Raw genomic sequence first — 20,473 nt, 5'->3', positions numbered from 1 at the left:
AGTGTCGACACCACCGGAAGGACGTTTTGTCAGCCGCGCGACGCGCGAAACCCTGGCGCTGGTAATGGCCGGCGGTCGCGGTTCGCGGCTCAAGCAGCTGACCGCCAACACCGCCAAGCCGGCGGTGCCGTTCGGCGGCAAGTTCCGGATCATCGATTTCACGCTGTCCAACTGCATCAACAGCGGCGTCCGCCGCGTCGGCGTGCTGACCCAGTACAAGAGCCATGCGCTGATCCGCCATCTGCAGATGGGCTGGGGTTTCATGCGCGGCCAGTTCGGCGAGTTCGTCGAACTGCTGCCGGCCGAACAGCGCAGCGAAGGCACCAGCTGGTACGTCGGCACGGCCGACGCGGTCTACCAGAACATTCCGTTCATCCGGCAGCACCAGCCGGCGCATGTGCTGATCCTGGCCGGCGATCACATCTACAAGATGGACTACGGACCGATGATCGCCCAGCACGTCGCCAACAACGCCAAGGTGACGGTCGGCTGCCTCGAAGTCCCGCTGGGCGATGCCACCGAATTCGGCGTGATGACGGTGGACGCCAGCAACCGCGTGGTGGCCTTCGATGAAAAGCCGCTGCAGCCGAGGCCGATGCCCGGCAAGACCGACGTGGCACTGGCCAGCATGGGCATCTACGTGTTCGACGCCCGCTTCCTGCTCGACACGCTGTCGAAGGATGCCGGCGTCAGCGAATCCAGCCACGACTTCGGTCACGACATCATTCCCCGGGCGATTGCCGAATCCGAGGTCTTCGCCTACCCGTTCCGCGATCTCTACGACGCGAGCCGCCAGGGCTACTGGCGCGATGTCGGCACGGTGGACGCGTTCTGGAAGGCCAACCTGGAACTGACCGACGTGCTGCCGGAGCTGAATCTCTACGACACCCAGTGGCCGATCTGGACCCACGCGGTGCAACTGCCGCCGGCCAAGTTCATCCTCGACAAGCCGGACGCGCGCGGCTACGCGATCGATTCGATGGTCAGCGCTGGCTGCATCATCGCCGGCGCGGAAGTGCGCAACTCGGTGCTGTTCAACAACACCCGCGTGGAGACCGGCAGCACGATCGCCCAGTCGGTGGTGCTGCCCGGCGTCACCATCGGCCGCAACTGCCGCATCAACAAGGCGGTGATCGACGAAGGCTGCGTGATCCCGGACGGCACCGAAATCGGCGAAGGCACGGCCGGCAACGCCAGCTGGTACCACGTGACGAAATCCGGCGTCACCCTGGTCACCCCCGAGATGCTGGAAGATTGAGGCCCGCATTGTCCGGATGATCGTGCCGATGAAGCTTCTGTTCGCTGCCAGCGAAGCCGTGCCGCTGGTCAAGACCGGCGGTCTCGCCGATGTGGCCGGCGCCCTGCCAGGCGCGCTGGCCGCGCTCGGTGTCGACGTCCGCGTGGTGCTGCCGGCCTATCGCGGCGCGCTGGCCCGGCTGGTCGAGCCGCAGCGGCTTGGCGAACTGGTGGTGCGCGGCCAGCGCTTCACGGTGTGGAGCGGCTGCCTGCCCGGCTCGACGCTCGTCCACTGGCTGATCGACTACCCCTGGCTGTACGCCCGCGACGGCGACCCCTACCACGATCCGCAGCACCAGCCGTGGACCGACAACGCCTGGCGCTTCGGCTGCTTCAGCGAAGCGGTGGCGCGGCTGGCGATGGGCGAAGCCGGCGGCTGGAAGCCGGATGTCGTGCACTGCCACGACTGGCAGACCGGGCTGGTGCCGGCCTGGCTCAAGCTGCGCGACGGCGCGCCGCGCTGCGTGTTCACGATCCACAATCTCGCCTACGGCGGCGTGTTTCCGCGCAGCCAGTTCAATGCCCTGGGCCTGCCGCCCGGCTGGTGGTCGCTCGACGGGGTCGAGTTCCATGGCCAGCTGTCGATGCTGAAGGCGGGCCTGGTGTTCTCCGACGCGATCACCACCGTCAGCCCGACCTACGCGCGGGAAATCCGCACGCCAGCCTTCGGCCACGGTTTCGAAGGGCTGCTGGAGCACCTGTCGCCACGGCTGTCCGGGATTCTCAACGGCATCGACGACAGCATCTGGAACCCGGCCAGCGATCCGCATCTGGTGCAGACCTACAATGCCGGTTCGGTGCGCGTCGGCAAGCGCGCCAATCGCCGCGCGATCCAGCAGGAACTGGGCCTGCCGCAGGACGAGGACGCGGTCGTGGTCGGCATGATCGGCCGGCTGACCGACCAGAAGGGCTTCGATCTGCTGCTCGCTGCCCTGCCCGGACTGCTGAAGCTGCCGATCCAGCTCGTCGTGCTCGGCAGCGGCGACAAGCAGCTGGAGAATGCGCTGGCCCGCGAGGCGCTGCAGGCACCGGGGCGGATCGGGCTGAAGCTTGGTTTCGACGAAGGCCTGGCGCATCGCATCGAAGCCGGTTCTGACCTGTTCCTGATGCCGTCGCGCTTCGAGCCCTGCGGGCTGAACCAGATGTACAGCCAGCGCTACGGCACGGTGCCGGTCGTCCATCGCACCGGCGGCCTGGCCGATACCGTCACCGATGCCACGCCGCGCACGCTCAAGCAGGGCACGGCGACCGGTGTGGTGTTCGAGCATGCCGATGCCGGCGGCCTGGTCTGGGGTATCACCCGAGGCGTCGAGCTGATGCGCAACGACCTCGCCGCGCTGGGCCTGATCCACGCCGGCATGAGCCGTGATTTCGGCTGGCCGGCCGCCGCCCGCCAGTACCGCGCGCTGTACGGCTGAATCCCCGCCAGTTTCCATGCCGCGGCGCGCCCGGTAGAGTCGCGCCGCTTTCGACCCCCCACCGCAGTCAGGAACCCGCATGACCGAACAGATCGCCACCAACGTCCACTGGCACCACGGCGAAATCAGCCGCGCCGACCGCTATCGCGTGCTCGGCCAGAAGGGCGCCACCCTGTGGTTCACCGGCTTTTCCGGCAGCGGCAAGAGCACCGTGGCCGTGGCGCTGGAAGCGGAACTGCTGAAGCGCGGCCGGATCAGCTACCGGCTCGACGGCGACAACATCCGCCTCGGCATCAACAAGAACCTCGGCTTCTCGGCCGCCGACCGCACCGAGAACATCCGCCGCATCGGCGAGATCGCCAAGCTGTTCACCGACGCCGGCGTGATCGCGCTGTCGAGCTTCATCAGCCCCTACCGCGCCGACCGCGATGCAGTGCGTGCGCTGCATGCCGAGAGCGGCATGGACTTCATCGAGATCTACGTCGACTGCCCGCTGGAAGAGGCCGAGAAGCGCGATCCGAAAGGCCTCTACAAGAAAGCCCGCGCCGGCCAGATCAAGAACTTCACCGGCATCGATGATCCGTACGAAGCGCCGAACGCGCCGGAACTGGTGCTGAAGACCGCCGAGATGAGCCTGCAGCAGGAAGTCGACGCGGTGCTCGCGCTGATGACCCAGCGTGGCCTGATTCTCGACGTCTGAGATCAGCCTGCCGCTGCCGTCGGCCTGCGACGGCAGCGGCGCGGCGAGCCTGCCGGCCGTTTCAGCCGGCTGTGCTGCGGCGCGCCGCCAGCCGGTCGACCAGCGCCGGCAGGCTGCGCAGGCTGGCGAAGTGGTGGTGGATCATTTCCAGCCACTCGCTGCCGAACAGTTCCAGCTTCACCGCATCCGGCAGCCGCTGCAGCGCCTCGCGCGACACCACGCGCAGGCCGGACAGCGCGAACTGCGCACCGGCCGGGGTGCGGATGTCGGCATCGACGGCAGCCAGCAGATCCAGTTCCGCCATCTTGCGGGCGAACTGCCGGGCCAGGGTCATCTGCACCTGGTACTCGCCGAGGAACTGCACCATGTGCGTCAGGGTCGGCGACTGCGCGCCCTCGGCGTCGAACAGCGGCGCACCGTCGGTGTCGCCGAGCGTGTCGGCGGTCGGATCGATGGCCACCACGTAGGCGTCATCGCCGCCGTTGGCCTGTCCGAGCACGAACGGATAGCTGCGTACGTACGCCGGCACGTAGCGGCCCAGCCAGCGGCCGTCGTCGTCGACGAACAGGTTGTCGCCGCTGGCCAGCCCGACCAGGGCCACCAGATGCAGCCATTCGCCCTCGCCCGCGAACACGATCGGATACTCCTGCGCGGCCAGCGGAATCTCGCTGAAGGTCAGCGGCACGGCGTTGCTGCCGCGCGCGAACGCATGCGACTGCCTAGGTTCGAGGCGCAGCCGTCGATGGGCAGCGGAATCCAGCGCCTCGATCGCCCGGAAGAACAGCGGCAGCCGGGTGGCGGCGGGCGTGGCCGGAATGGCGACGTCAGGGGCGGTTTCGGTCATCGCGGACTCCGGGTGCTCACCCGGCAGCCGGGCGGTTCAATGGGGCGCAGACGATATCGCAAGCGCGGGGGCTGTCGCCGCCGCGCCGCACAGGATCAGAACGCAAGGACCGGCAGCGGCGGTGTGGCGCCAGCGAACGCCAGGCCGGCGACCAGCAGCAGCGCCAGCAGCACCACGGCGATGCCATAGCGATACCCGCGTGCGCCGCTCGCTGATGGTGCGGATACAAGGGGCGGAGGCTCGCGATGCCGGTCCGCCGCCTGCAACGCAACGGCCGACACATCAGGCAGTACGACCGACGCAGCCGCAGGCTGATCGCCGATCGCCTGCCAGCCGGCCAGCACCTGGCGGCGGCGGGCGCGGTACTCGGGCCGCTGGATATGGCCCAGACGGTAGGCGTCGGCCAGGATCTGCAGGTCCTGGTTGATCGCCTGTTCGCGATGGTTCACGTCACCTCCGTCAGCGGGCGGGCGCACCGGGCACCGCCCGATCCGTTCATCGTTGGCCGTCTGCGCTGGTGGTGAAGCCCGGCAGGCGGCGTCATCGGGCGGGATGATCGACCGGCTGGCGTTCAGCCGGCAAGGCGCACCACGACTGCCGTGACATTGTCACGCGCGCCGCGCGCCAGCGCCGTGTCGAACAGGCGGCCGATCAGTTCCGGCGGCGTCAGATCGGCGCGAAACAGTGCTTCCAGTTCGCGGTCGCCGATCTCTTTGTTGACGCCGTCCGAGCAGAGCAGGAACTGCACGCCGGGGCGGCGCGTGGCGACCACCCAGTCGATGTACAGCTGCTCCTCGGCGCCGACCGCCCGAGTCAGCACGCCCCCGCCGGGCTGCGGCGGCGGACGCCGGGCATCGCCGCCGGTCTCGGCCTGCCATCCGTTGTCGACGCCATGCGCATGGTCGCGGGTCGCCTGCCGCAGCCGGCCGTCCTCGAAGCAGTAGACGCGGCTGTCGCCGACCCAGCCGCACAGCATGTAGTCGTGGTGCTGGACCAGCACGGCGACCGTCGAGCCGATCAGATCGACGCCGCGCGCGCGCGCCGTGCGCCGCAACTCGGCGTTCACTGCTTCGAGCGTGTCCTCGATCGCCTCGACGAAGTCCTCGATGCGCGCCGGCCGCTGCAGCCGGCCCAGGCGCTCGACGATCATCTGGCTGGCGTAATCGCCCGCCGCGTGGCCGCCGAGGCCGTCGGCGACCGCCCACAACCCGAGATCATCGCGAACCAGCAGCGCATCCTCGTTCCGGCTGCGGACATGGCCGGTGTCGGTGCGGCCGCAGGAGCGGCAGTCGGTGGCGGGCGCGTCGGCGGCGGCGGTCATCGGGCGCGTGCAGCGCGGTACGGCCGGCACGGGGCGAGGGGCAGCTTCGACGATCGCGGCATGAGCATCGACAGGACGGAAGAGACCGGCAGATTAGCAAAGCAGGGCCGGCACGCTGTCCGCCACGGCGCCTCGTGCCGTGGCTTGCACGCGACTGCCAGCCGGTCGAGCGGCCAAAAAAAACACCCGGCAGCAAGCTGCCGGGTGTTTCCGTGTTGGCTGGGAGACTAGGACTCGAACCTAGATAAACAGAGTCAGAATCTGTTGTCCTGCCATTAGACGATCTCCCAAGAATCGGACGGTCGTTGCTCTGACCGTCTTGTCCGGCATCCGGTTCATCGCCGGATGCCGAACGAAGCGCATTAACGCTTCGAGTACTGCGGTGCGCGACGGGCGCCGTGCAGGCCGACCTTCTTGCGCTCGACTTCGCGGGCGTCGCGGGTGACGAGACCAGCGGCGCGCAGGCCCGGGCGCAGCGCCTCATCGTACTTGATCAGGGCGCGGGTCAGGCCGTGGCGGATCGCGCCAGCCTGGCCATTCGGGCCGCCACCGGCGACCGTCACCTTGATGTCGAAGCGGCCGACGCAGTCGGACACTTCGAGCGGCTGGCGAACCAGCATGCGCGAGGTTTCGCGGCCGAAGTAGGCCTCGACGGTCTTGCCGTTGATCGAAATCTCGCCCTTGCCCGGACGGATGAAGACGCGGGCGGCGGCGGTCTTGCGGCGACCGGTGCCGTAATGCTGATCAGCAGGCTGCTTGAGCGTGGCCATGGATTAACCCTTGAGCGTGAAAGTGACAGGCTGCTGCGCGGTGTGCGGGTGCTCGGCACCGGCATAGACCTTCAGCTTGCGGTACTGCGCGTAGCCCAGCGGGCCCTTCGGCAGCATGCCCTTGATCGCCTTCTCGATGACGCGCTCCGGGTGCTCGGCCATCATCTTGCCCAGCGTGGTCGACTTGATGCCGCCCGGGTATTCGGTATGACGCCAGTAGACCTTGCCTTCCGCCTTGTTGCCGGTGGCCTTGATCTTGGAAGCGTTGATGACGATGACGTAGTCACCGGTATCGATGTGCGGAGTGAACTCCGGCTTGTGCTTGCCGCGCAGACGGCGCGCGACTTCGGAGGCGAGACGGCCGAGAACGACGCCTTCGGCATCGATCACCGTCCATTCGCGCTTCGCATTCTCGTTGGTTGCGAAATAAGTGCTCATGAATCCTGCTCGTGGACCCCGCGGGCCGGATGGCCGGGAGGCGATTATTGTTCAGTCGGCCGGTGCTTCAGGACGACCTCGGGCAAAACGAGCGCGGAGTTTAGTGAGGTGCGCCCGGGCTTGCAAGACACCGGCGCCACAAATTGCATCGCGGCGGTCGAAATCCGCCGAGCCCGGCGATCGGCGGGCCCATCAGTGTCCGAAATTGATCTTGCCCTCCAGATTGGCGCGCGAATCGGCGTGGGCCAGCGCTTCGTCGAGCCCGATCACACCCTCCGAGTACAGCTTGTAGAGCGCCTGGTCGAAGCTCTGCATGCCGCGTTCGGAGGACTGCGCGATCGCTTCTCGCAGCGCGTCGATGCGACCGGCGACGATCAGATCCTGGATGTACGGTGTGTTGATCAGCACCTCGACGGCCGCCACCCGCCGGCCATCGCCGGCACGCACCAGGCGCTGCGAAATGATCGCGCGCAAGGTCAGCGACAGGTCGAGATACAGCTGCTGACGCTGGCCGTCCGGATAAAGGTTGACGATGCGCTGCAGCGCCTGCCACGCGTTGTTGGCGTGCAGGGTCGAGATCGCCAGGTGGCCGGTGTTGGCCAGCTGCAGGCAGGCATCCATGGTGTCGCGCGACCGCACCTCGCCGATCAGGATCACATCCGGCGCTTCGCGCAGGCTCGACTGCAGCGCCCGCGCATAGCTTTCGGTGTCGACGCCGACCTCGCGCTGGTTGACAATCGACCGCTTGTTGCAGTGCACGAACTCGATCGGGTCCTCGATGGTCAGGATGTGGCCGGCGGCCTGCGCATTGCGGTGGTCGATCATTGCCGCCAGCGTCGTCGTCTTGCCCGAGCCGGTCGCGCCGACCATCAGGATCAGGCCGCGCTTGTGCAACGCCAGTTCGCGCAGCACGTCCGGCATGTTCAGCGCGTCCAGCGTCGGAATCTCCGCGCGCACATGGCGCAGCACCATCGCCAGGCTGCCGCGCTGGGTGAACAGGTTGACCCGGAAGCGGCCGAGCCCGCCGGCATCGGTAGCGATGTCGAGCTCATGCTCGGCCTGCAACCGCGCCTGCTGCGCCTCGGTGAGGATCGACAGCGCCAGCTCGCGGACCTGCTCGCGGCTCAGCAGATTGCGGCCGACCGCGCGCAATTCGCCTTCGATGCGCAGCATCGGCGTGGCGCCGGCGCTGAAGTAGAGGTCCGATGCGCCCTGCTCCACGCAGAGCTTCAGGTAAGGAATGATCTTCTGCACGGGCGTATCTTCCGGTTGCGCGGGGGCGTGCGCGATCAGCGGCGCAGCAGCTGGCCGGCGTCGTCGTCCTTCATGCGCAGCCCCTTCACGGTCGGATCGTCGAGCAGGTTGTCGCGCATCCGTCGCGATTCCAGCTTGATCTTCAGCCGCAGCTCGTTCTGCGAATCGGCATTGCGGATCGCTTCGTCGTAGCCGATCAGGCCCTGCTCGAACAGCCCGAACAGGTACTGGTCGAAGGTCACCATGCCATGCTCGTTGGAGCGCGCCATCACCTCCTTGATGCCGGCCACTTCGCCCTTGAAGATCAGGTCGGCGATCAGCGGCGAGTTCAGCATGATCTCCACTGCCGGCACCCGGCCGCCGCCTTCCTTGCGGATCAGCCGCTGCGAGATGATCGCGCGCAGATTCAGCGACAGGTCCATCAGCACCTGTTCGCGCTTCTCCTCGCCGAAGAAATTGATGATGCGGTCGAGCGCCTGGTTGGCGCTGTTGGCGTGCAGGGTCGACAGCACCAGGTGGCCGGTCTCGGCGAAGTTGATCGCGTACTCCATGGTTTCGCGACTGCGGATTTCGCCGATCTGGATCACGTCCGGCGCCTGGCGCAGCGTGTTCTTCAGCGCCGCTTCCCAGCTCAGCGTGTCGCTGCCGACTTCGCGCTGCGTGACCATGCAGCCGAGATGCGGGTGCACGAATTCGACCGGGTCCTCGATGGTGATGATGTGGCCTCTGGAGTGGGCATTGCGGTGGCCGAGCATCGCCGCAAGGCTCGTGCTCTTGCCCGAACCGGTGGCGCCGACCATCAGGATCAGGCCGCGCTTGGCCATCACCACTTCCTTCAGGCTCGCCGGCAGCGCGATCTGGTCGAAGCCCGGAATCTCGGTGGTGATCGTGCGCAGCACACCGCCCACCTGCCCCATCTGCACGAAGGCGCTGACGCGGAAGCGGCCGATGCCGGGCGGATGGATCGCGAAGTTGCACTCGTGGGTGGCTTCGAATTCCTTGAGCTGGCGATCGCTCATCAGCGCACGCATCAGCAGCGCCGCGTTCTGGCCGGACAGCGGCTTGTCGCCAACCGGGGTCATCTGGCCGTCCAGCTTGATCGCCGGCGGAAAGCCGGCGGTGATGAACAAGTCAGAAGCGCCGCGCGCCTTCATCGCGGCGAGCAGCTGCTGGATCAGCCGGATGGCTTCGTCGCGTTCCATGTGCGGTCTCTCGGCTGCGTGGCTCAGGACGCGAAATCGAGCTTGTTCTCGGCCTTCGAGCGCGCCTCGGCCGCCGTGACGATGTTCCGCCGCACCAGATCCTTCAGGCACTGGTCGAGCGTCTGCATGCCGTCCCGGGCGCCGGTCTGGATCGCCGAATACATCTGGGCGACCTTGTTCTCCTTGATCAGCGAACGCACGGCCGGCGTGCCGATCAGGATCTCGTGCGCCGCGACACGGCCGCCGGTCGCCTTCTTCAGCAAGGTCTGGGCGATCACCGCCCGCAGGCCGGTCGACAGCATGGCCCGCACCATGTCCTTCTCCGCTGCCGGGAAGACATCGACGACGCGGTCGATGGTCTTGGCGGCCGAGGTCGTGTGCAGCGTGCCGAACACCAGATGCCCGGTCTCGGCAGCAGTCAGCGCCAGCCGGATGGTTTCCAGATCGCGCATCTCGCCGACCAGGATCACGTCCGGGTCCTCGCGAAGTGCGGAGCGCAGCGCTTCGTTGAAACCCAGCGTGTCGCGGTGCACCTCGCGCTGGTTGATCAGGCACTTCTTCGACGGATGAACGAACTCGATCGGGTCCTCGACGGTGAGGATGTGGCCGTAGTCGTTCTCGTTGATGTGGTTGATGATCGCCGCCAGCGTCGTCGACTTGCCGGAGCCGGTCGGCCCGGTCACCAGCACCAGCCCGCGCGGCGTCTCGGCGATGTCCTTGAAGATCGGCGGACAGTTCAGATCCTCCAGCGACAGGATCTTCGACGGAATGGTGCGGAACACGCCGCCGGCACCGCGCGACTGCGTGTAGGCGTTGACGCGGAAGCGTGCGAGGCCGGGAATCTCGAACGAGAAGTCGGTCTCCAGGAACTCGTCCCAGGCCTTGCGCTGCTTGTCGTTCATGATGTCGTAGAGCATCGCGTGCACCTGCTTGTGCGAAAGCGCAGGCAGGTTGATGCGCTTCATGTCGCCGTCGACGCGGATCATCGGCTCCACGCCAGCCGACAGATGCAGGTCCGACGCGCCCTGCTTCACGGCGAAGGTCAACAGTTGCGCGATGTCCAATCCTGATTCTCCTCGAGCGCTGCGGACGACGCCCAAATGGCGGTTGTTGCTGGCAAATTACCGACGTATCAAACCTTACCCCAACTGCCCATGACCACTGTTTCCGACCGGCTGCAGGCGATCCGCCGACGACTGGCGGCGGCCTGCGCACGCGCCGGGCGCGACCCGGCCGAGGTGCGCCTGGTCGCCGTCTCCAAGACCTTCGATGCCGACGCCGTCGCCGAAGTCGCCGAGCTGGGCCAGATGTCGTTCGGCGAAAGCTACATGCGCGAAGCGCTGGACAAGATCGGGCTCGCCGAAACGCTGACCGGCGCGCGGCTCGACTGGCACTTCATCGGCCCGATCCAGGGCAACAAGTGCCGCGCGCTGGCCGGTGCCTTCGCCTGGGCGCACGGCGTCGACCGCCTGAAGATCGCCGAGCGGCTGTCGGAGCTGCGCGGCGAGGACCTGCCGCCGCTGCAGATATGCGTGCAGGTGAACATTTCCGGCGAGGCCAGCAAGGGCGGCGTGCCGCCCGACGACGCGGCCTCGCTGTGCACGGCGATCGCCCGGCTGCCCCGGCTGCGACTGCGCGGGCTGATGTGCATCCCCGCGCCGGTCGATAATCCCGAAGACGCGCGGGCCGCGTTCCGCCACCTGCGCGAACTGCACGACGCGATCCGCGCCGCCGGCGGCGTCGACGCGGTGGACTTCGATCAGCTGTCGATGGGCATGTCGGACGATTTCGAGGTCGCCATTGAGGAAGGCGCGACCCTGGTCCGCATCGGCTCGGCGCTGTTCGGCGCCCGGCCCGGCTGAACGCCCGGCATGCGCATTGCGCAGGGCTGATTCACACTTCGCGCCCCCAACCGCCCGCTGCCTTCGACCATGGACCAGAACCAAGCCAAGCAAGCCGCCGCCCTCGCCGCCCTGAAGTACCTCGTGCCGGGCGAACTGCTCGGCGTCGGCACCGGCTCCACCGTCAACTACTTCATCGACGCGTTGGCGGATCACCGCGCCGACATCCCGGGCGCCGTGTCATCGTCGAACGCCTCGACCGAGCGGCTGAAAAAGGTCGGCATTCCGGTGGTCGAGCTGAACGAGGCCGGTACCTTGTCGATCTATGTCGACGGCGCCGACGAAGCGGATCACCACCTGCGCCTGGTCAAGGGCGGCGGCGGCGCGCTGACGCGCGAAAAGATCGTCGCCGCAGCCAGCACCAAGTTCATCTGCATCGCCGACGAATCGAAGCTGGTGCCGGTGCTCGGCCACTTCCCGCTGCCGGTGGAAGTGGTGCCGATGGCCCGCTCCTACGTCGCCCGCGAACTGGTGCGGCTCGGCGGCACGCCGAAGCTGCGCGCCGGCTTCATCACCGACAACGGCGGCGAGATTCTCGATGTCTCCGGCTTCTCGATCACCGATCCGAAGACGCTGGAAACCACCATCGGCATGCTGGCCGGCGTGATCAGCTGCGGCCTGTTCGCCCATCGCGGCGCCGACGTGCTGCTGCTCGGCGGTGCCAGCGGCGTGCGCGAGATCCTGCCAGCCTGATCCGGCGATGAGCGACGATCCGGACCGCTGGCAGACGGTGGCGCGCCTGTCCGATGCGGTCGAGGCGCAGGTGCTGCTGGGACGCCTGCTGGCCGACGGCATCGACGCCCAGCTCGCCGACCAGAATCACGTGCAGGCCGACCCGCTGATCGCGCTGGCGCTCGGCGGCGTGCGGGTGCAGGTCCGGCGTCGCGATCAGGCGATCGCGCAGTCGATCATCGAGGCGCTCGCTTCCGGTGACTACGCGCTGGACGAGGATTTCGATCCCGGCGCCAGCGTCGACTGAGCGATCCCGGACGACGCCCACAAAAAAGCCCGCAGCACCTTGCGGTGCGCGGGCTTCGGGGACCGCGGGCAGCCTTAGCGGCGGGCGCCCGGACGGCCACCGCGCTTGTCGTCGCGCGGCTTTTCCTCGTTGACGCGCAGCAGGTTGCCGCGCAGTTCCTTGCCGTTCAGGCCGGCGATCGCGGCACGCGCTTCGTGGCCTTCCATCTCGATGAAACCGAAGCCGCGGCACTTTCCGGAAAACACGTCGTGCGCCAGCTTGATCGAGCGAACCTTGCCGTGCGTCGAGAACAGCTCGGTCAGTTCCTTTTCAGTCGTGTCGGTCGGCAGGTTGCCGGCATAGATGCGCTTCATCCAGTGACTCCTTCTTCTCGGTTAATCGGTTGAAACAATTCGTGTCGCGTGTCGGTTGATGCCGTGAATCAGCGCGGGCGCTGGCCCTGTCCGCCATTGCTGCTGCGGCCGGCCGGACGGGCACCGCCGCCGTCGCGGGACGGACGGGCGTGGCGGGCCGCGCCATTGCCGCCGGGGGCTGCGGCGCCGGGACGACGTCCGCCGCCCGGGGCATGACCGCGGCCGCCGGGCGCACCGCCGCGCGGACGTTCGCCACGCTCGCGCTCCGGTGCCGGCGGCCGTGCCGCAGCGGCGGCGCGTTCTTCCGCCGTCGGCTGCGAACCCGGCTCGTAGCCGGGCACCGGCGACGACGGAATCGACCGCCGCAGCAGCCGCTCGATGTCCTTCAGGAACGCCTTTTCGTCGCTGGAGACCAGGCTGATCGCCTCACCCTCGGCGCCGGCGCGACCGGTACGGCCGATGCGGTGGACGTAGTCCTCCGGCACGTTTGGCAGCTCGTGGTTGATGACGTGCGGCAGCTGGTCGATGTCGATGCCGCGGGCGGCGATATCGGTGGCCACCAGCACGCGGATCTTGCCGCTCTTGAAGTCGGCCAGCGCGCGGGTGCGGGCGTTCTGCGACTTGTTGCCGTGGATCGCGTCGGCCAGGATGCTTTCGCGCACCAGCTGCTCAGCCAGCCGGTTGGCGCCGTGCTTGGTGCGGGTGAAGATCAGCACCTGCTTCCAGTCGCCCTGCTTGACCAGATGGGCGATCAGCGCGGTCTTGCGGCTCTTGTCGACCGGGTGCACGCGCTGGGCGACCGTTTCCGCCGCCGTGTTGCGCGGCGCCACGTCGACGCTGGCCGGATCGTGCAGCAGGCCTTCGGCCAGCGCGCGGATCTCCGGGTTGAAGGTCGCCGAGAACAGCAGGTTCTGACGCTTCGCCGGCAGCGCCTGGATGACCCGGCGGATGTCACGGATGAAGCCCATGTCGAGCATGCGATCGGCCTCGTCGAGCACCAGCATCTGGATGCCGGACAGGTTCACCGTGCGCTGCTGCAGGTGGTCGAGCAGGCGGCCCGGGGTGGCAACGATGATGTCGACGCCACGGCGCAGCTGGTCGATCTGCGGATTGATGCCGACGCCGCCGAAGATGACCGCCGTCTTGATCGACGGCAGGTGGCGGCCGTAGGTGCGCGCCGAGTCGCCGACCTGGGCAGCCAGTTCGCGGGTCGGGACCAGCACCAGCACCTTCGGCGGCGCGGCGCGCGCCGTGGTGGCGGCTTCGCGCGGCTGCGAGGCGAGGCGGTTGAGGATCGGCAGGGTGAACGCGGCGGTCTTGCCGGTACCGGTCTGGGCGGCGCCCAGCAGGTCACGGCCAGACACCACCACGGGGATCGCCTGAGCCTGGATCGGCGTGGGCTTTTCGTAACCCTCGTCGGCGAGGGCGCGCAACAGTTCCGGGCAAAGGCCCAATTCGGCAAACGACATGATTCAGACGACTCCTGAAGCCGCCACACCATGAACAGCCCTTGAGAGCTGCACGGCACCGGTTCAGGCAGTGGGAAAAGGGTTTCGAATAGCGCCGGCTGGCGCGTCGATGGTTTGCTACCAGAAGCTCTTGATAACGGCGCCAGACGGCAGCCGGAGGGGGACTTCAAGCAGGGGCGCAACCGGAGCGCCTCACCAAACGCTGCGGAGTATACGCGATCAGTCCCGGCCACGCCGGCTGCCCGGGCGCCACCGATCCGCCGGCGACTGCCGGCGCACCGATGCTTGCCCGTCAGCGAGTCGATGCACACGCGCCGGGCGGCGACCAAGCGGCCGGAAATCGGCCTCGCTGCTGCTGTAAAGACCGTTCATCCGCCGCGCGCCACAGCTCGACGGGCCGCGCTTCGACCGTCGTCGCGACGACCGCACCGTTCATCGAATCGCTGCGGCGGACGCAGCGTTCAATTCCATAATTCCGCCGATGTCATCGAGATTGTCCCCTCCCTCCGGTGGCGATGCCGACGGTTCGCCGCCGCCCGCCATCCACCGAAGCGTCGCGCCGATGACCGCTGGCCTCCTCTCCGTCTGCCTTCGCGACTCCGGCGCTTGAACAACCCGCTCTACTTCGGCTCGGCCAGCCAACCGCTGTTCGGCATGCTGCATCGCCCGCAAGGCGCGCTGAGGCAGACCGGCATCGTGCTGTGCCCGAGCTGGGGCACCGAAGCACTGCGCAGCTATCGCGGCCTGCGTCAGCTGGCGCAGATGCTCAGCCAGAGCGGTTTCCCGGTGCTGCGCTTCGATTACAGCGGTACCGGCGATTCGGGTGGCGACGGCCGCCAGGCGGGCGTCGCGACCTGGCTGGATGATCTGCGCGAGGCGGCGGCGCTGCTGCGGACCGAAACCGGCGTCACCGGCCTGTGCCTGACCGGCCTGCGCTTCGGCGCGCTGCTGGCGCAGGAGGCGGTAGCCAGCGGCGCGGTCAGCGCCCAGTCGGTGGCGCTGTGGGATGCACCGCCGAACGGCGAGGTGTTCGTCGCCAACCTGCAGCAGATGGATCAGGCGTTCAACGAGAAGCTGGCGCAGCAGCGCAAGCTGCGCTCGCAGCTGGCCGCGCCGGCGCGCGACGAGCTGCTCGGCCATGACTGGCCGGACGGCCTCGACGCCGACATCGCCCGCCTGCCCGGCCTGCGCCGGGACCTGCCCGGCCGGGTGATCTTCGTCAGCCGCGACCGCACGCCGCCGGACAGCGTCGAATCGATCCGCCTGCCGGATGCCGGGCACTGGAGCGATGTCGACCGCATCCACGCGCCGTGGCTGCCGGTGGCCTCGTTCCGGATCGTCAGCCAGCGGCTGGCCGACGGGCTGCCATGAACGAACGGGCCATCTCCTTCGGCGAAAGCGGCGCGCTGTTCGGCATTCTCGGCGCACCGGAAGTGCCCGATCCGGCACGGCCGGCCGTGCTGATCCCGAACACCGGGCTCACCCACCGGGTCGGCCCCGGACGCATGCACGTCGAACTGGCGAGAGCGCTGGCGGCGGCCGGCGTGGTGTCGCTGCGGCTCGACAACGCCGGCCTCGGTGACAGCGAAGTGGTGCCGGGGCGCCAACCGGCGCTGTCGGCGTCCGACCTGTGCGCGGCAATGGATGCGCTGGACGCCCGCAACATCGCCAGCGGCTACGTGGTGATCGGCAGCCATACCGGCGCCCACGACGCCCATCAGGCCGCGCGTCTGGACCCGCGCATCGTCGGCGCCGTATTCGTCGACGGCTACATCCACGGCACGCCGCGCGTCTGGCTGAACCGGCTGCTGGGCCGGGTCCGGGATCGCCAGCGCGGCGATGCCGAGCGTTCCGACCTGCACCTGAGCCCGCGCTCCGGTGATGCGCTGCATGCCGCCGTCGACGCCGAGATCCGCTGGTTCGACACGCCGTCGCATGCGCGGATGGAAGCGGACCTGTTCGATTTCGTCCGCCGCCAGCTGACCCTGATGTACATCTACACCGGCGATGTCGAACGCGACTACCAGTACGCCGCCCAGCTGATCGACGCCTTTCCGCTGCTGCGCAACTACCGGCGGCTGACCTTGCGGCACATCCCGGAAGCCGACCATCGCTACAGCCGGCGCAGCACCCGCGAAGCGATGATCGACGTGCTGGTCGACTGGACGCTGAGCATCAGCGGCCGGCCAGCAGGCTGAACAGCAGGCCATCCTGGCGCCGCCACTGGCCGCGCCAGTCGCGGCCGGCCAGCGCCGCGCGTGCCTTGTCGGACAAGGCCTCGACGGTGAACCCGGCCGGCGCCGGCATGGCCGGGCCGGGCTCGAAATGGATCGCCACCTCGTCGAAGGCCAGATAGACGCCGCTCAGCGGATGCACGCACTTGTGCACGCACTCCTTGGCGGCGAAGGCCGGCAGCGCCCACTGCGCCAGCCCGCCCGGCAGCGTCGCAAAGCGGGCGCGCTCCGGTTCGGCCAGCACATAGGCGGCGGCATCGTCGGCCAGCGCGCGGTCGGTTTCGACATCCACCCCCAGCGCGGCCCAGTCGCGGCGATCGGCGACCACGGCCACCGCGGCCTCCGGGCAATGGGAAATGCTGCCGACCACACCAGCTGGCCACAGCGGCGCGCCATCGGCATTGCGCAGCAGCGCCTCGACCGGATGCCCCAGCGCCGCCAGCGCCGCATGCGCGCAGGCGCGGCCGGCAGCGAAATGGGCGCGGCGGCGCGGCACGACATCGACCACCAGCGCCTGCTCCAGCGGATGCAGGGCCGCTGCGTGCGCCGGCTGCGGCAGCGCCGTCCAGCGAAGCCGCGTGCCGGGGAACCCCGGCAGCGATAGCAGCGCCGCAGCAGCCTCGCCCATTGCCGTCGCTCGGTGTCGGCGCTCAGTGCCGGCGCAGGAAGTCGAGCACCGCATCGGCGAAGCGTGCCGGCGCTTCGAGGTTCATGAAGTGGCCGACATCGTCCAGCCGCACCGATTCGTAGCCGGCACTGAACAGATGCTCGGAGTCGGTGAACGACTGCGGCAGGATGCAGCCGTCGTTGGCCCCGTGGATCACCCGCGCCGGCACCGCGATCGGCTGCAGCAGGAACTGCCAGGCGACGCGCGTGAAGAACATCCGTGGCAGCGCGCGGTAATAGCCGATCGCCGCCTTCAGCCGTTCCGGCTCGGCGAAATTGGCCTTCAGCGGCACCAGGTAGTCATCCCCCGGAATCCAACCCGGCGACCAGCTGCGTGCCAGATCGACCAGCCAGGCGAAATCGTCTTCGCGGATCTTGCGTTCCGGCCACAGCGGCAGCTGGAACTTGAAGATGTAGTGGGAGGCCGCCAGCTGCGCCCGCGACGGCCGCAGCATGAAGCGGCGCAGATGCGGCACGGCGGCAGTGACGATGGCCCGCACGCGATCGGGGCGCAGCGCCGCCGCCGCGTAGGTGGCCACCGCGCCCCAGTCGTGGCCGACCACGAAGGCGCGATCGACACCGAAGTGCTCGATCAGCGCCAGCACGTCCTGGCCCAACGTGGCGATCGAATAGTCCGGCCGTTCCGGTACCTCGGTCGGCGCGTAGCCGCGCATCGACGGCGCGATCGCCCGGTAGCCGGCGGCGGCCAGCCGATCCAGCAGGTCGACGAAGCTCCAGGCGGTATCGGGGAAGCCGTGCAGCACCAGCACCAGCGGCGCGTTGTCGGGGTCGACGGCCGGACGGGCTTCGAGGTAGGCGAACTCGATGCCGTTGGCCTGGATGTAGCGCAGCGTCGGCGCGGCGGCCGGCACCACTTCGAGATCAGTGGTCATGTGTCGCGATTCGGGGCTGAACAGAGCGGATCAAGCCACTAAACTACCCGATCAAGACCAACGCAGGTGTGCCGTGGAACTGACTCTGGAGAAGTTGAAGTCGCCCGAACACTGGCTCGCCCTGGGCCTGCCGGTACTGCTGAAGATCGCGATCGCCATCCTGATCTTCTACTTCGGTCGCTACGTGGTGCGCGCGGCGGTCGGCGTGCTGCGCAACGTGCTGCAGCGCAGCCGGGTCGACGTCACGCTGACCGGCTTCCTGTGCAACGTCGCCTACGGCGTCGGCTACGCGATGGTGGTGATCTCGGCACTCGGCCAGATCGGCATCAACACCAACTCGATGGCAGCGGTGGTCGGCGGCGCGGCACTGGCCGTCGGCCTGGCCTTGCAGGGCCAGCTCAGCTCGTTCGCGGCCGGTGTGCTGCTGATCCTGTTCCGGCCATTCAAGGTCGGCGATTTCGTCGAGGCCGGCGGCGTCAAGGGCACGGTCGAGGAAATCAAGATCATCCACACCATCCTGCGCACCTCCGACAACCAGGAAGTGATCGTGCCGAACAACGCGATCACCACCGCGACCATCACCAATCACACGGCGCGCAGCACGCGCCGTCTCGACATCACCATCGGCATCGACTACGACGCCGATCTCAAGCAGGCCAAGGCGATTCTCGAGGATCTGCTGCGCCAGCATCCGCGGGTGCTGAAGGACCCGGCACCGGTCGTGCAGGTGCGGGCACTCGGCGCCAGCTCGATCGACTTCGCGGTCTGGCCATGGACGGCCACCAGCGAGTGGTTCTCGGTGCAGTGCGAGCTGCTGGAGCAGATCAAGCTGCGTTTCGACGATGCCGGCATCAGCATTCCGTATCCGCAGATGGACCTGCACCTGCGCGACACCCGCAGCGACGGCGACAAGACCACCCTGCAGGTCGAAAGCCGGAGCTGAGGCGCGCATCCGGTCACAGCCGGCGCGCGGAGGCGGGATCGCGGCTGCGCGGCGCGTGCTATCCATGACGCCCATCCCCTCGGCGCAGGAGCGCGCATGTCCCATCCCATCGTCAAGCCGCTGGCAGGCCTGGTCATCACCGCGGCACTGGGCGTCGGCCTGTCCTGGGTGATCGGCCGGAGGATCGAAGCCGACATCCGCGCCTTGATTGCCGAAGCGCCCGATCACTACCCCTACCCGGTCCGTCTGCTGCGCTACGAGCGCGGGCTGTTTTCGTCGGTCGCCGAGACGGAGCACCGTTACGATCTTGGCCCGGACCCCGGCGCGATCACCGTCGATGACAACGGTCAGGCGGTGCTGCCGCCGAATCGGATCGTGCCGCTGACCCTGCTGCACCGGATCAGCCATGGGCCGCGCCTCGACGGCCTGCGGCTGGCACGCATCATCAATACCGTGAAGTTCGACGGCGACCTGCAGGACCGCACGCGCCGCCTGTTCGGCGACGCCGAGCCGGTGCAGCTGACCGTCGATCTCGGCATCGGCGGCGGCATCAGCGGCGAACTGCTGTCGCCTGCGGTGGATGCCCGCCTGCCAGGCGATGGCGATGCGGCCAGCCGCCACCTGCAGTGGTCCGGCATCCGCGGCCGCTTCGACATATCCGGCGATCACGTGGTCGGCTCGCTCGACGCGCCGGGCCTGGACCTTGACGACGGCGGCGTGGTGATGGGCCCGGTGGCCGTCAAGACCGACCTGACGCTGATCGCCGACGGCGTCTTGATCGGCCGCGTCGGCAGCAGCTTTGCGTCGTTCAGCCACAAGGGCCCGGCCGGCGTCGTCGCGCTGAGCGGCATCCACATCGATGCCGACACGGCTGACAGCGACGGCCAGCTGAAGTCGACGACCACGATGGCGATCCGCGAACTGCGCTTCAACGACACCCGGGTCAGCGATGCGCAATTGCGGATGGTGTTCGACCGGTTCGGCACCCAGGCGATGTCGGACCTGAGTCTCGCAATCAATCGCTTCAGCGCGCAGCAGGTCGGCAAGCCGGCTGACGAAGCACAGGCGCAGCAGATGCTGGCGGCGATCAAGCCCTCGCTGGCGGCTGCTGCAGCCGACCAGCCGATCTTCGCGATCGAGGATCTGTCGTTCACCGCGCCGCAGGGCAAGCTGCAATTCAGCGGCAAGGTTCAATACGTCGGCGATGCCAACCTCGACGATTTCACGATCCGCACCGATGTCGCGGCGGACGCGAAACTGGCGATGCCGGTGGCGCTGATCGATCTGCTGCTGACGCTTCAGGCCGCGAAGGTCGTCGTTCCGGGCGCCCATGGCGAGCCGGTGCATCTGAGCCCCGAGCAGATTGCGGCGTTTGCACGGAGCAACCGCGATGGCGCGGTGGCGAAGGGAATGCTGGTGGTCGAAGGCGACCTCGCCAGCACCGCAGTCCAGTTCCGGGACGGCGCGTTGATCGTCAACGGCAAGCCGTTCGGCGCCGCGCCGCCCTGAACGTCAAAGCCACGAAAAAGCCCCGAAGCGATCACTCGCATCGGGGCTTTTTCGTGCGCGGGAAAGAATGCTTACTTGGCCTTCTTCTTGGCCTGCTTCTCCGCCTTCTTTTCCTTCATCGTCTTCAGCGGCGCCTTTTTCTCGTTCTTCTTGCTGTCCATGCCTTTGGCCATGGTCGTGCTCCGGTGGTGGGGTGGTGGTGAAATCTAGTGCAAGTCAGCGCGCGCCGCGCTGGGAACCGGTGCGCAACGCAGGCCGTTCAAGCGGATGAAGCGACAGCGCG

Annotated in this window: 22 protein-coding genes and 1 tRNA gene; 10 read left to right on the top strand and 13 right to left on the bottom strand. The window is 68.1% G+C overall.

The window, feature by feature from the left end; all coding sequences use genetic code 11:
* The first annotated feature begins 1 nt into the window (after window position 1).
* The 3 genes from glgC to cysC all read left to right on the top strand — a co-directional run bounded on the left by glgC (window position 2) and on the right by cysC (window position 3,414).
* Window positions 2-1,258: a glucose-1-phosphate adenylyltransferase gene (gene glgC / locus ACTIGJ_RS14445; RefSeq protein WP_439641028.1), complete on the top strand. Its 1,257-nt coding sequence runs from the start codon at window positions 2-4 to the stop codon at window positions 1,256-1,258.
* A 28-nt stretch (window positions 1,259-1,286) separates the two neighbouring features.
* The gene (gene glgA, locus ACTIGJ_RS14440) at window positions 1,287-2,714 is read left to right on the top strand and encodes a glycogen synthase GlgA (protein ID WP_439641027.1); all 1,428 of its coding nucleotides are present in this window, start codon (window positions 1,287-1,289) and stop codon (window positions 2,712-2,714) included.
* A gap of 79 nt (window positions 2,715-2,793) precedes the next feature.
* The gene (gene cysC, locus ACTIGJ_RS14435; RefSeq protein WP_439641026.1) at window positions 2,794-3,414 is read left to right on the top strand and encodes an adenylyl-sulfate kinase; all 621 of its coding nucleotides are present in this window, start codon (window positions 2,794-2,796) and stop codon (window positions 3,412-3,414) included.
* A gap of 61 nt (window positions 3,415-3,475) precedes the next feature.
* Here cysC and ACTIGJ_RS14430 read toward each other — a convergent pair whose 3' ends face one another.
* The 9 genes from ACTIGJ_RS14430 to ACTIGJ_RS14390 all read right to left on the bottom strand — a co-directional run bounded on the left by ACTIGJ_RS14430 (window position 3,476) and on the right by ACTIGJ_RS14390 (window position 10,307).
* Window positions 3,476-4,258, bottom strand: a complete 783-nt coding sequence (locus ACTIGJ_RS14430; protein WP_439641025.1) for a SapC family protein — start codon at window positions 4,256-4,258, stop codon at window positions 3,476-3,478.
* A 95-nt stretch (window positions 4,259-4,353) separates the two neighbouring features.
* Window positions 4,354-4,707, bottom strand: coding sequence for a hypothetical protein (locus tag ACTIGJ_RS14425; RefSeq protein WP_439641024.1), 354 nt, complete (start codon window positions 4,705-4,707; stop codon window positions 4,354-4,356).
* A 122-nt stretch (window positions 4,708-4,829) separates the two neighbouring features.
* Entirely contained in the window at window positions 4,830-5,579 is a 750-nt protein-coding gene (locus tag ACTIGJ_RS14420; RefSeq protein ID WP_439641023.1) for a PP2C family protein-serine/threonine phosphatase, read from the bottom strand.
* A 216-nt stretch (window positions 5,580-5,795) separates the two neighbouring features.
* Window positions 5,796-5,869 (bottom strand) — tRNA-Gln (locus ACTIGJ_RS14415).
* 72 nt (window positions 5,870-5,941) lie between these two features.
* Window positions 5,942-6,349 carry a 30S ribosomal protein S9 gene (gene rpsI, locus ACTIGJ_RS14410; protein WP_439641022.1) on the bottom strand — a complete coding sequence of 136 codons (408 nt, stop codon included), beginning with the start codon at window positions 6,347-6,349 and terminating at the stop codon, window positions 5,942-5,944.
* 3 nt (window positions 6,350-6,352) lie between these two features.
* Window positions 6,353-6,787 carry a 50S ribosomal protein L13 gene (rplM, locus tag ACTIGJ_RS14405; RefSeq protein WP_439641021.1) on the bottom strand — a complete coding sequence of 145 codons (435 nt, stop codon included), beginning with the start codon at window positions 6,785-6,787 and terminating at the stop codon, window positions 6,353-6,355.
* Between the two features lie 192 nt (window positions 6,788-6,979).
* Window positions 6,980-8,041, bottom strand: a complete 1,062-nt coding sequence (locus ACTIGJ_RS14400) for a PilT/PilU family type 4a pilus ATPase (protein WP_439641020.1) — start codon at window positions 8,039-8,041, stop codon at window positions 6,980-6,982.
* 35 nt (window positions 8,042-8,076) lie between these two features.
* The gene (locus ACTIGJ_RS14395; protein ID WP_439641019.1) at window positions 8,077-9,243 is read right to left on the bottom strand and encodes a PilT/PilU family type 4a pilus ATPase; all 1,167 of its coding nucleotides are present in this window, start codon (window positions 9,241-9,243) and stop codon (window positions 8,077-8,079) included.
* 23 nt (window positions 9,244-9,266) lie between these two features.
* Window positions 9,267-10,307, bottom strand: a complete 1,041-nt coding sequence (locus ACTIGJ_RS14390) for a type IV pilus twitching motility protein PilT (RefSeq protein ID WP_439641018.1) — start codon at window positions 10,305-10,307, stop codon at window positions 9,267-9,269.
* 90 nt (window positions 10,308-10,397) lie between these two features.
* On the opposite strand from ACTIGJ_RS14390, the gene ACTIGJ_RS14385 reads away from it, so the two are divergent.
* The 3 genes from ACTIGJ_RS14385 to ACTIGJ_RS14375 all read left to right on the top strand — a co-directional run bounded on the left by ACTIGJ_RS14385 (window position 10,398) and on the right by ACTIGJ_RS14375 (window position 12,123).
* Complete coding sequence (locus ACTIGJ_RS14385) at window positions 10,398-11,105, top strand: YggS family pyridoxal phosphate-dependent enzyme (protein WP_439641017.1); 708 nt, start codon at window positions 10,398-10,400, stop codon at window positions 11,103-11,105.
* Window positions 11,106-11,174: 69 nt separating this feature from the next.
* The gene (gene rpiA / locus ACTIGJ_RS14380) at window positions 11,175-11,837 is read left to right on the top strand and encodes a ribose-5-phosphate isomerase RpiA (RefSeq protein WP_439641016.1); all 663 of its coding nucleotides are present in this window, start codon (window positions 11,175-11,177) and stop codon (window positions 11,835-11,837) included.
* Window positions 11,838-11,844: 7 nt separating this feature from the next.
* Window positions 11,845-12,123 carry a hypothetical protein gene (locus tag ACTIGJ_RS14375; protein WP_439641015.1) on the top strand — a complete coding sequence of 93 codons (279 nt, stop codon included), beginning with the start codon at window positions 11,845-11,847 and terminating at the stop codon, window positions 12,121-12,123.
* Window positions 12,124-12,197: 74 nt separating this feature from the next.
* Here the strand turns inward: ACTIGJ_RS14375 and ACTIGJ_RS14370 are convergent, their stop codons facing one another.
* Both ACTIGJ_RS14370 and ACTIGJ_RS14365 read right to left on the bottom strand, forming a co-directional pair.
* The gene (locus tag ACTIGJ_RS14370; protein ID WP_439641014.1) at window positions 12,198-12,476 is read right to left on the bottom strand and encodes an RNA recognition motif domain-containing protein; all 279 of its coding nucleotides are present in this window, start codon (window positions 12,474-12,476) and stop codon (window positions 12,198-12,200) included.
* Window positions 12,477-12,544: 68 nt separating this feature from the next.
* Complete coding sequence (locus tag ACTIGJ_RS14365) at window positions 12,545-13,945, bottom strand: DEAD/DEAH box helicase (protein ID WP_439641013.1); 1,401 nt, start codon at window positions 13,943-13,945, stop codon at window positions 12,545-12,547.
* A 606-nt stretch (window positions 13,946-14,551) separates the two neighbouring features.
* Between ACTIGJ_RS14365 and ACTIGJ_RS14360 the strand changes: the two genes are divergently transcribed.
* Window positions 14,552-15,316: a serine aminopeptidase domain-containing protein gene (locus ACTIGJ_RS14360; RefSeq protein WP_439641012.1), complete on the top strand. Its 765-nt coding sequence runs from the start codon at window positions 14,552-14,554 to the stop codon at window positions 15,314-15,316.
* On the top strand, window positions 15,313-16,143 hold the full coding sequence (locus ACTIGJ_RS14355; protein ID WP_439641011.1) for a hypothetical protein: 831 nt from the start codon (window positions 15,313-15,315) through the stop codon (window positions 16,141-16,143). Before ACTIGJ_RS14360 ends, ACTIGJ_RS14355 begins: the two co-directional genes overlap by 4 nt.
* On the opposite strand, the gene ACTIGJ_RS14350 is transcribed toward ACTIGJ_RS14355, so the two are convergent.
* Both ACTIGJ_RS14350 and ACTIGJ_RS14345 read right to left on the bottom strand, forming a co-directional pair.
* Window positions 16,121-16,807: a 4'-phosphopantetheinyl transferase family protein gene (locus tag ACTIGJ_RS14350; protein WP_439641010.1), complete on the bottom strand. Its 687-nt coding sequence runs from the start codon at window positions 16,805-16,807 to the stop codon at window positions 16,121-16,123. The genes ACTIGJ_RS14355 and ACTIGJ_RS14350 overlap by 23 nt on opposite strands.
* Before the next feature lie 22 nt (window positions 16,808-16,829).
* Window positions 16,830-17,738: an alpha/beta fold hydrolase gene (locus tag ACTIGJ_RS14345; RefSeq protein ID WP_439641009.1), complete on the bottom strand. Its 909-nt coding sequence runs from the start codon at window positions 17,736-17,738 to the stop codon at window positions 16,830-16,832.
* Between the two features lie 73 nt (window positions 17,739-17,811).
* Here ACTIGJ_RS14345 and ACTIGJ_RS14340 point away from each other — a divergent pair, with 73 nt between their 5' ends.
* Both ACTIGJ_RS14340 and ACTIGJ_RS14335 read left to right on the top strand, forming a co-directional pair.
* Window positions 17,812-18,681, top strand: a complete 870-nt coding sequence (locus ACTIGJ_RS14340) for a mechanosensitive ion channel family protein (RefSeq protein ID WP_439641008.1) — start codon at window positions 17,812-17,814, stop codon at window positions 18,679-18,681.
* 96 nt (window positions 18,682-18,777) lie between these two features.
* A complete protein-coding gene (locus ACTIGJ_RS14335; RefSeq protein WP_439641007.1) occupies window positions 18,778-20,190 on the top strand; it encodes a YdgA family protein in 1,413 nt (470 codons plus the stop codon).
* Window positions 20,191-20,473 lie beyond the last annotated feature (283 nt).

Origin of the sequence: Nevskia sp., assembly GCF_051860985.1 — a bacterium.
Classification (GTDB): domain Bacteria; phylum Pseudomonadota; class Gammaproteobacteria; order Nevskiales; family Nevskiaceae; genus Nevskia.
The sequence above is the reverse complement of the archived record's forward strand: the minus strand, read 5'-3'. Positions and strand labels throughout refer to the sequence as shown.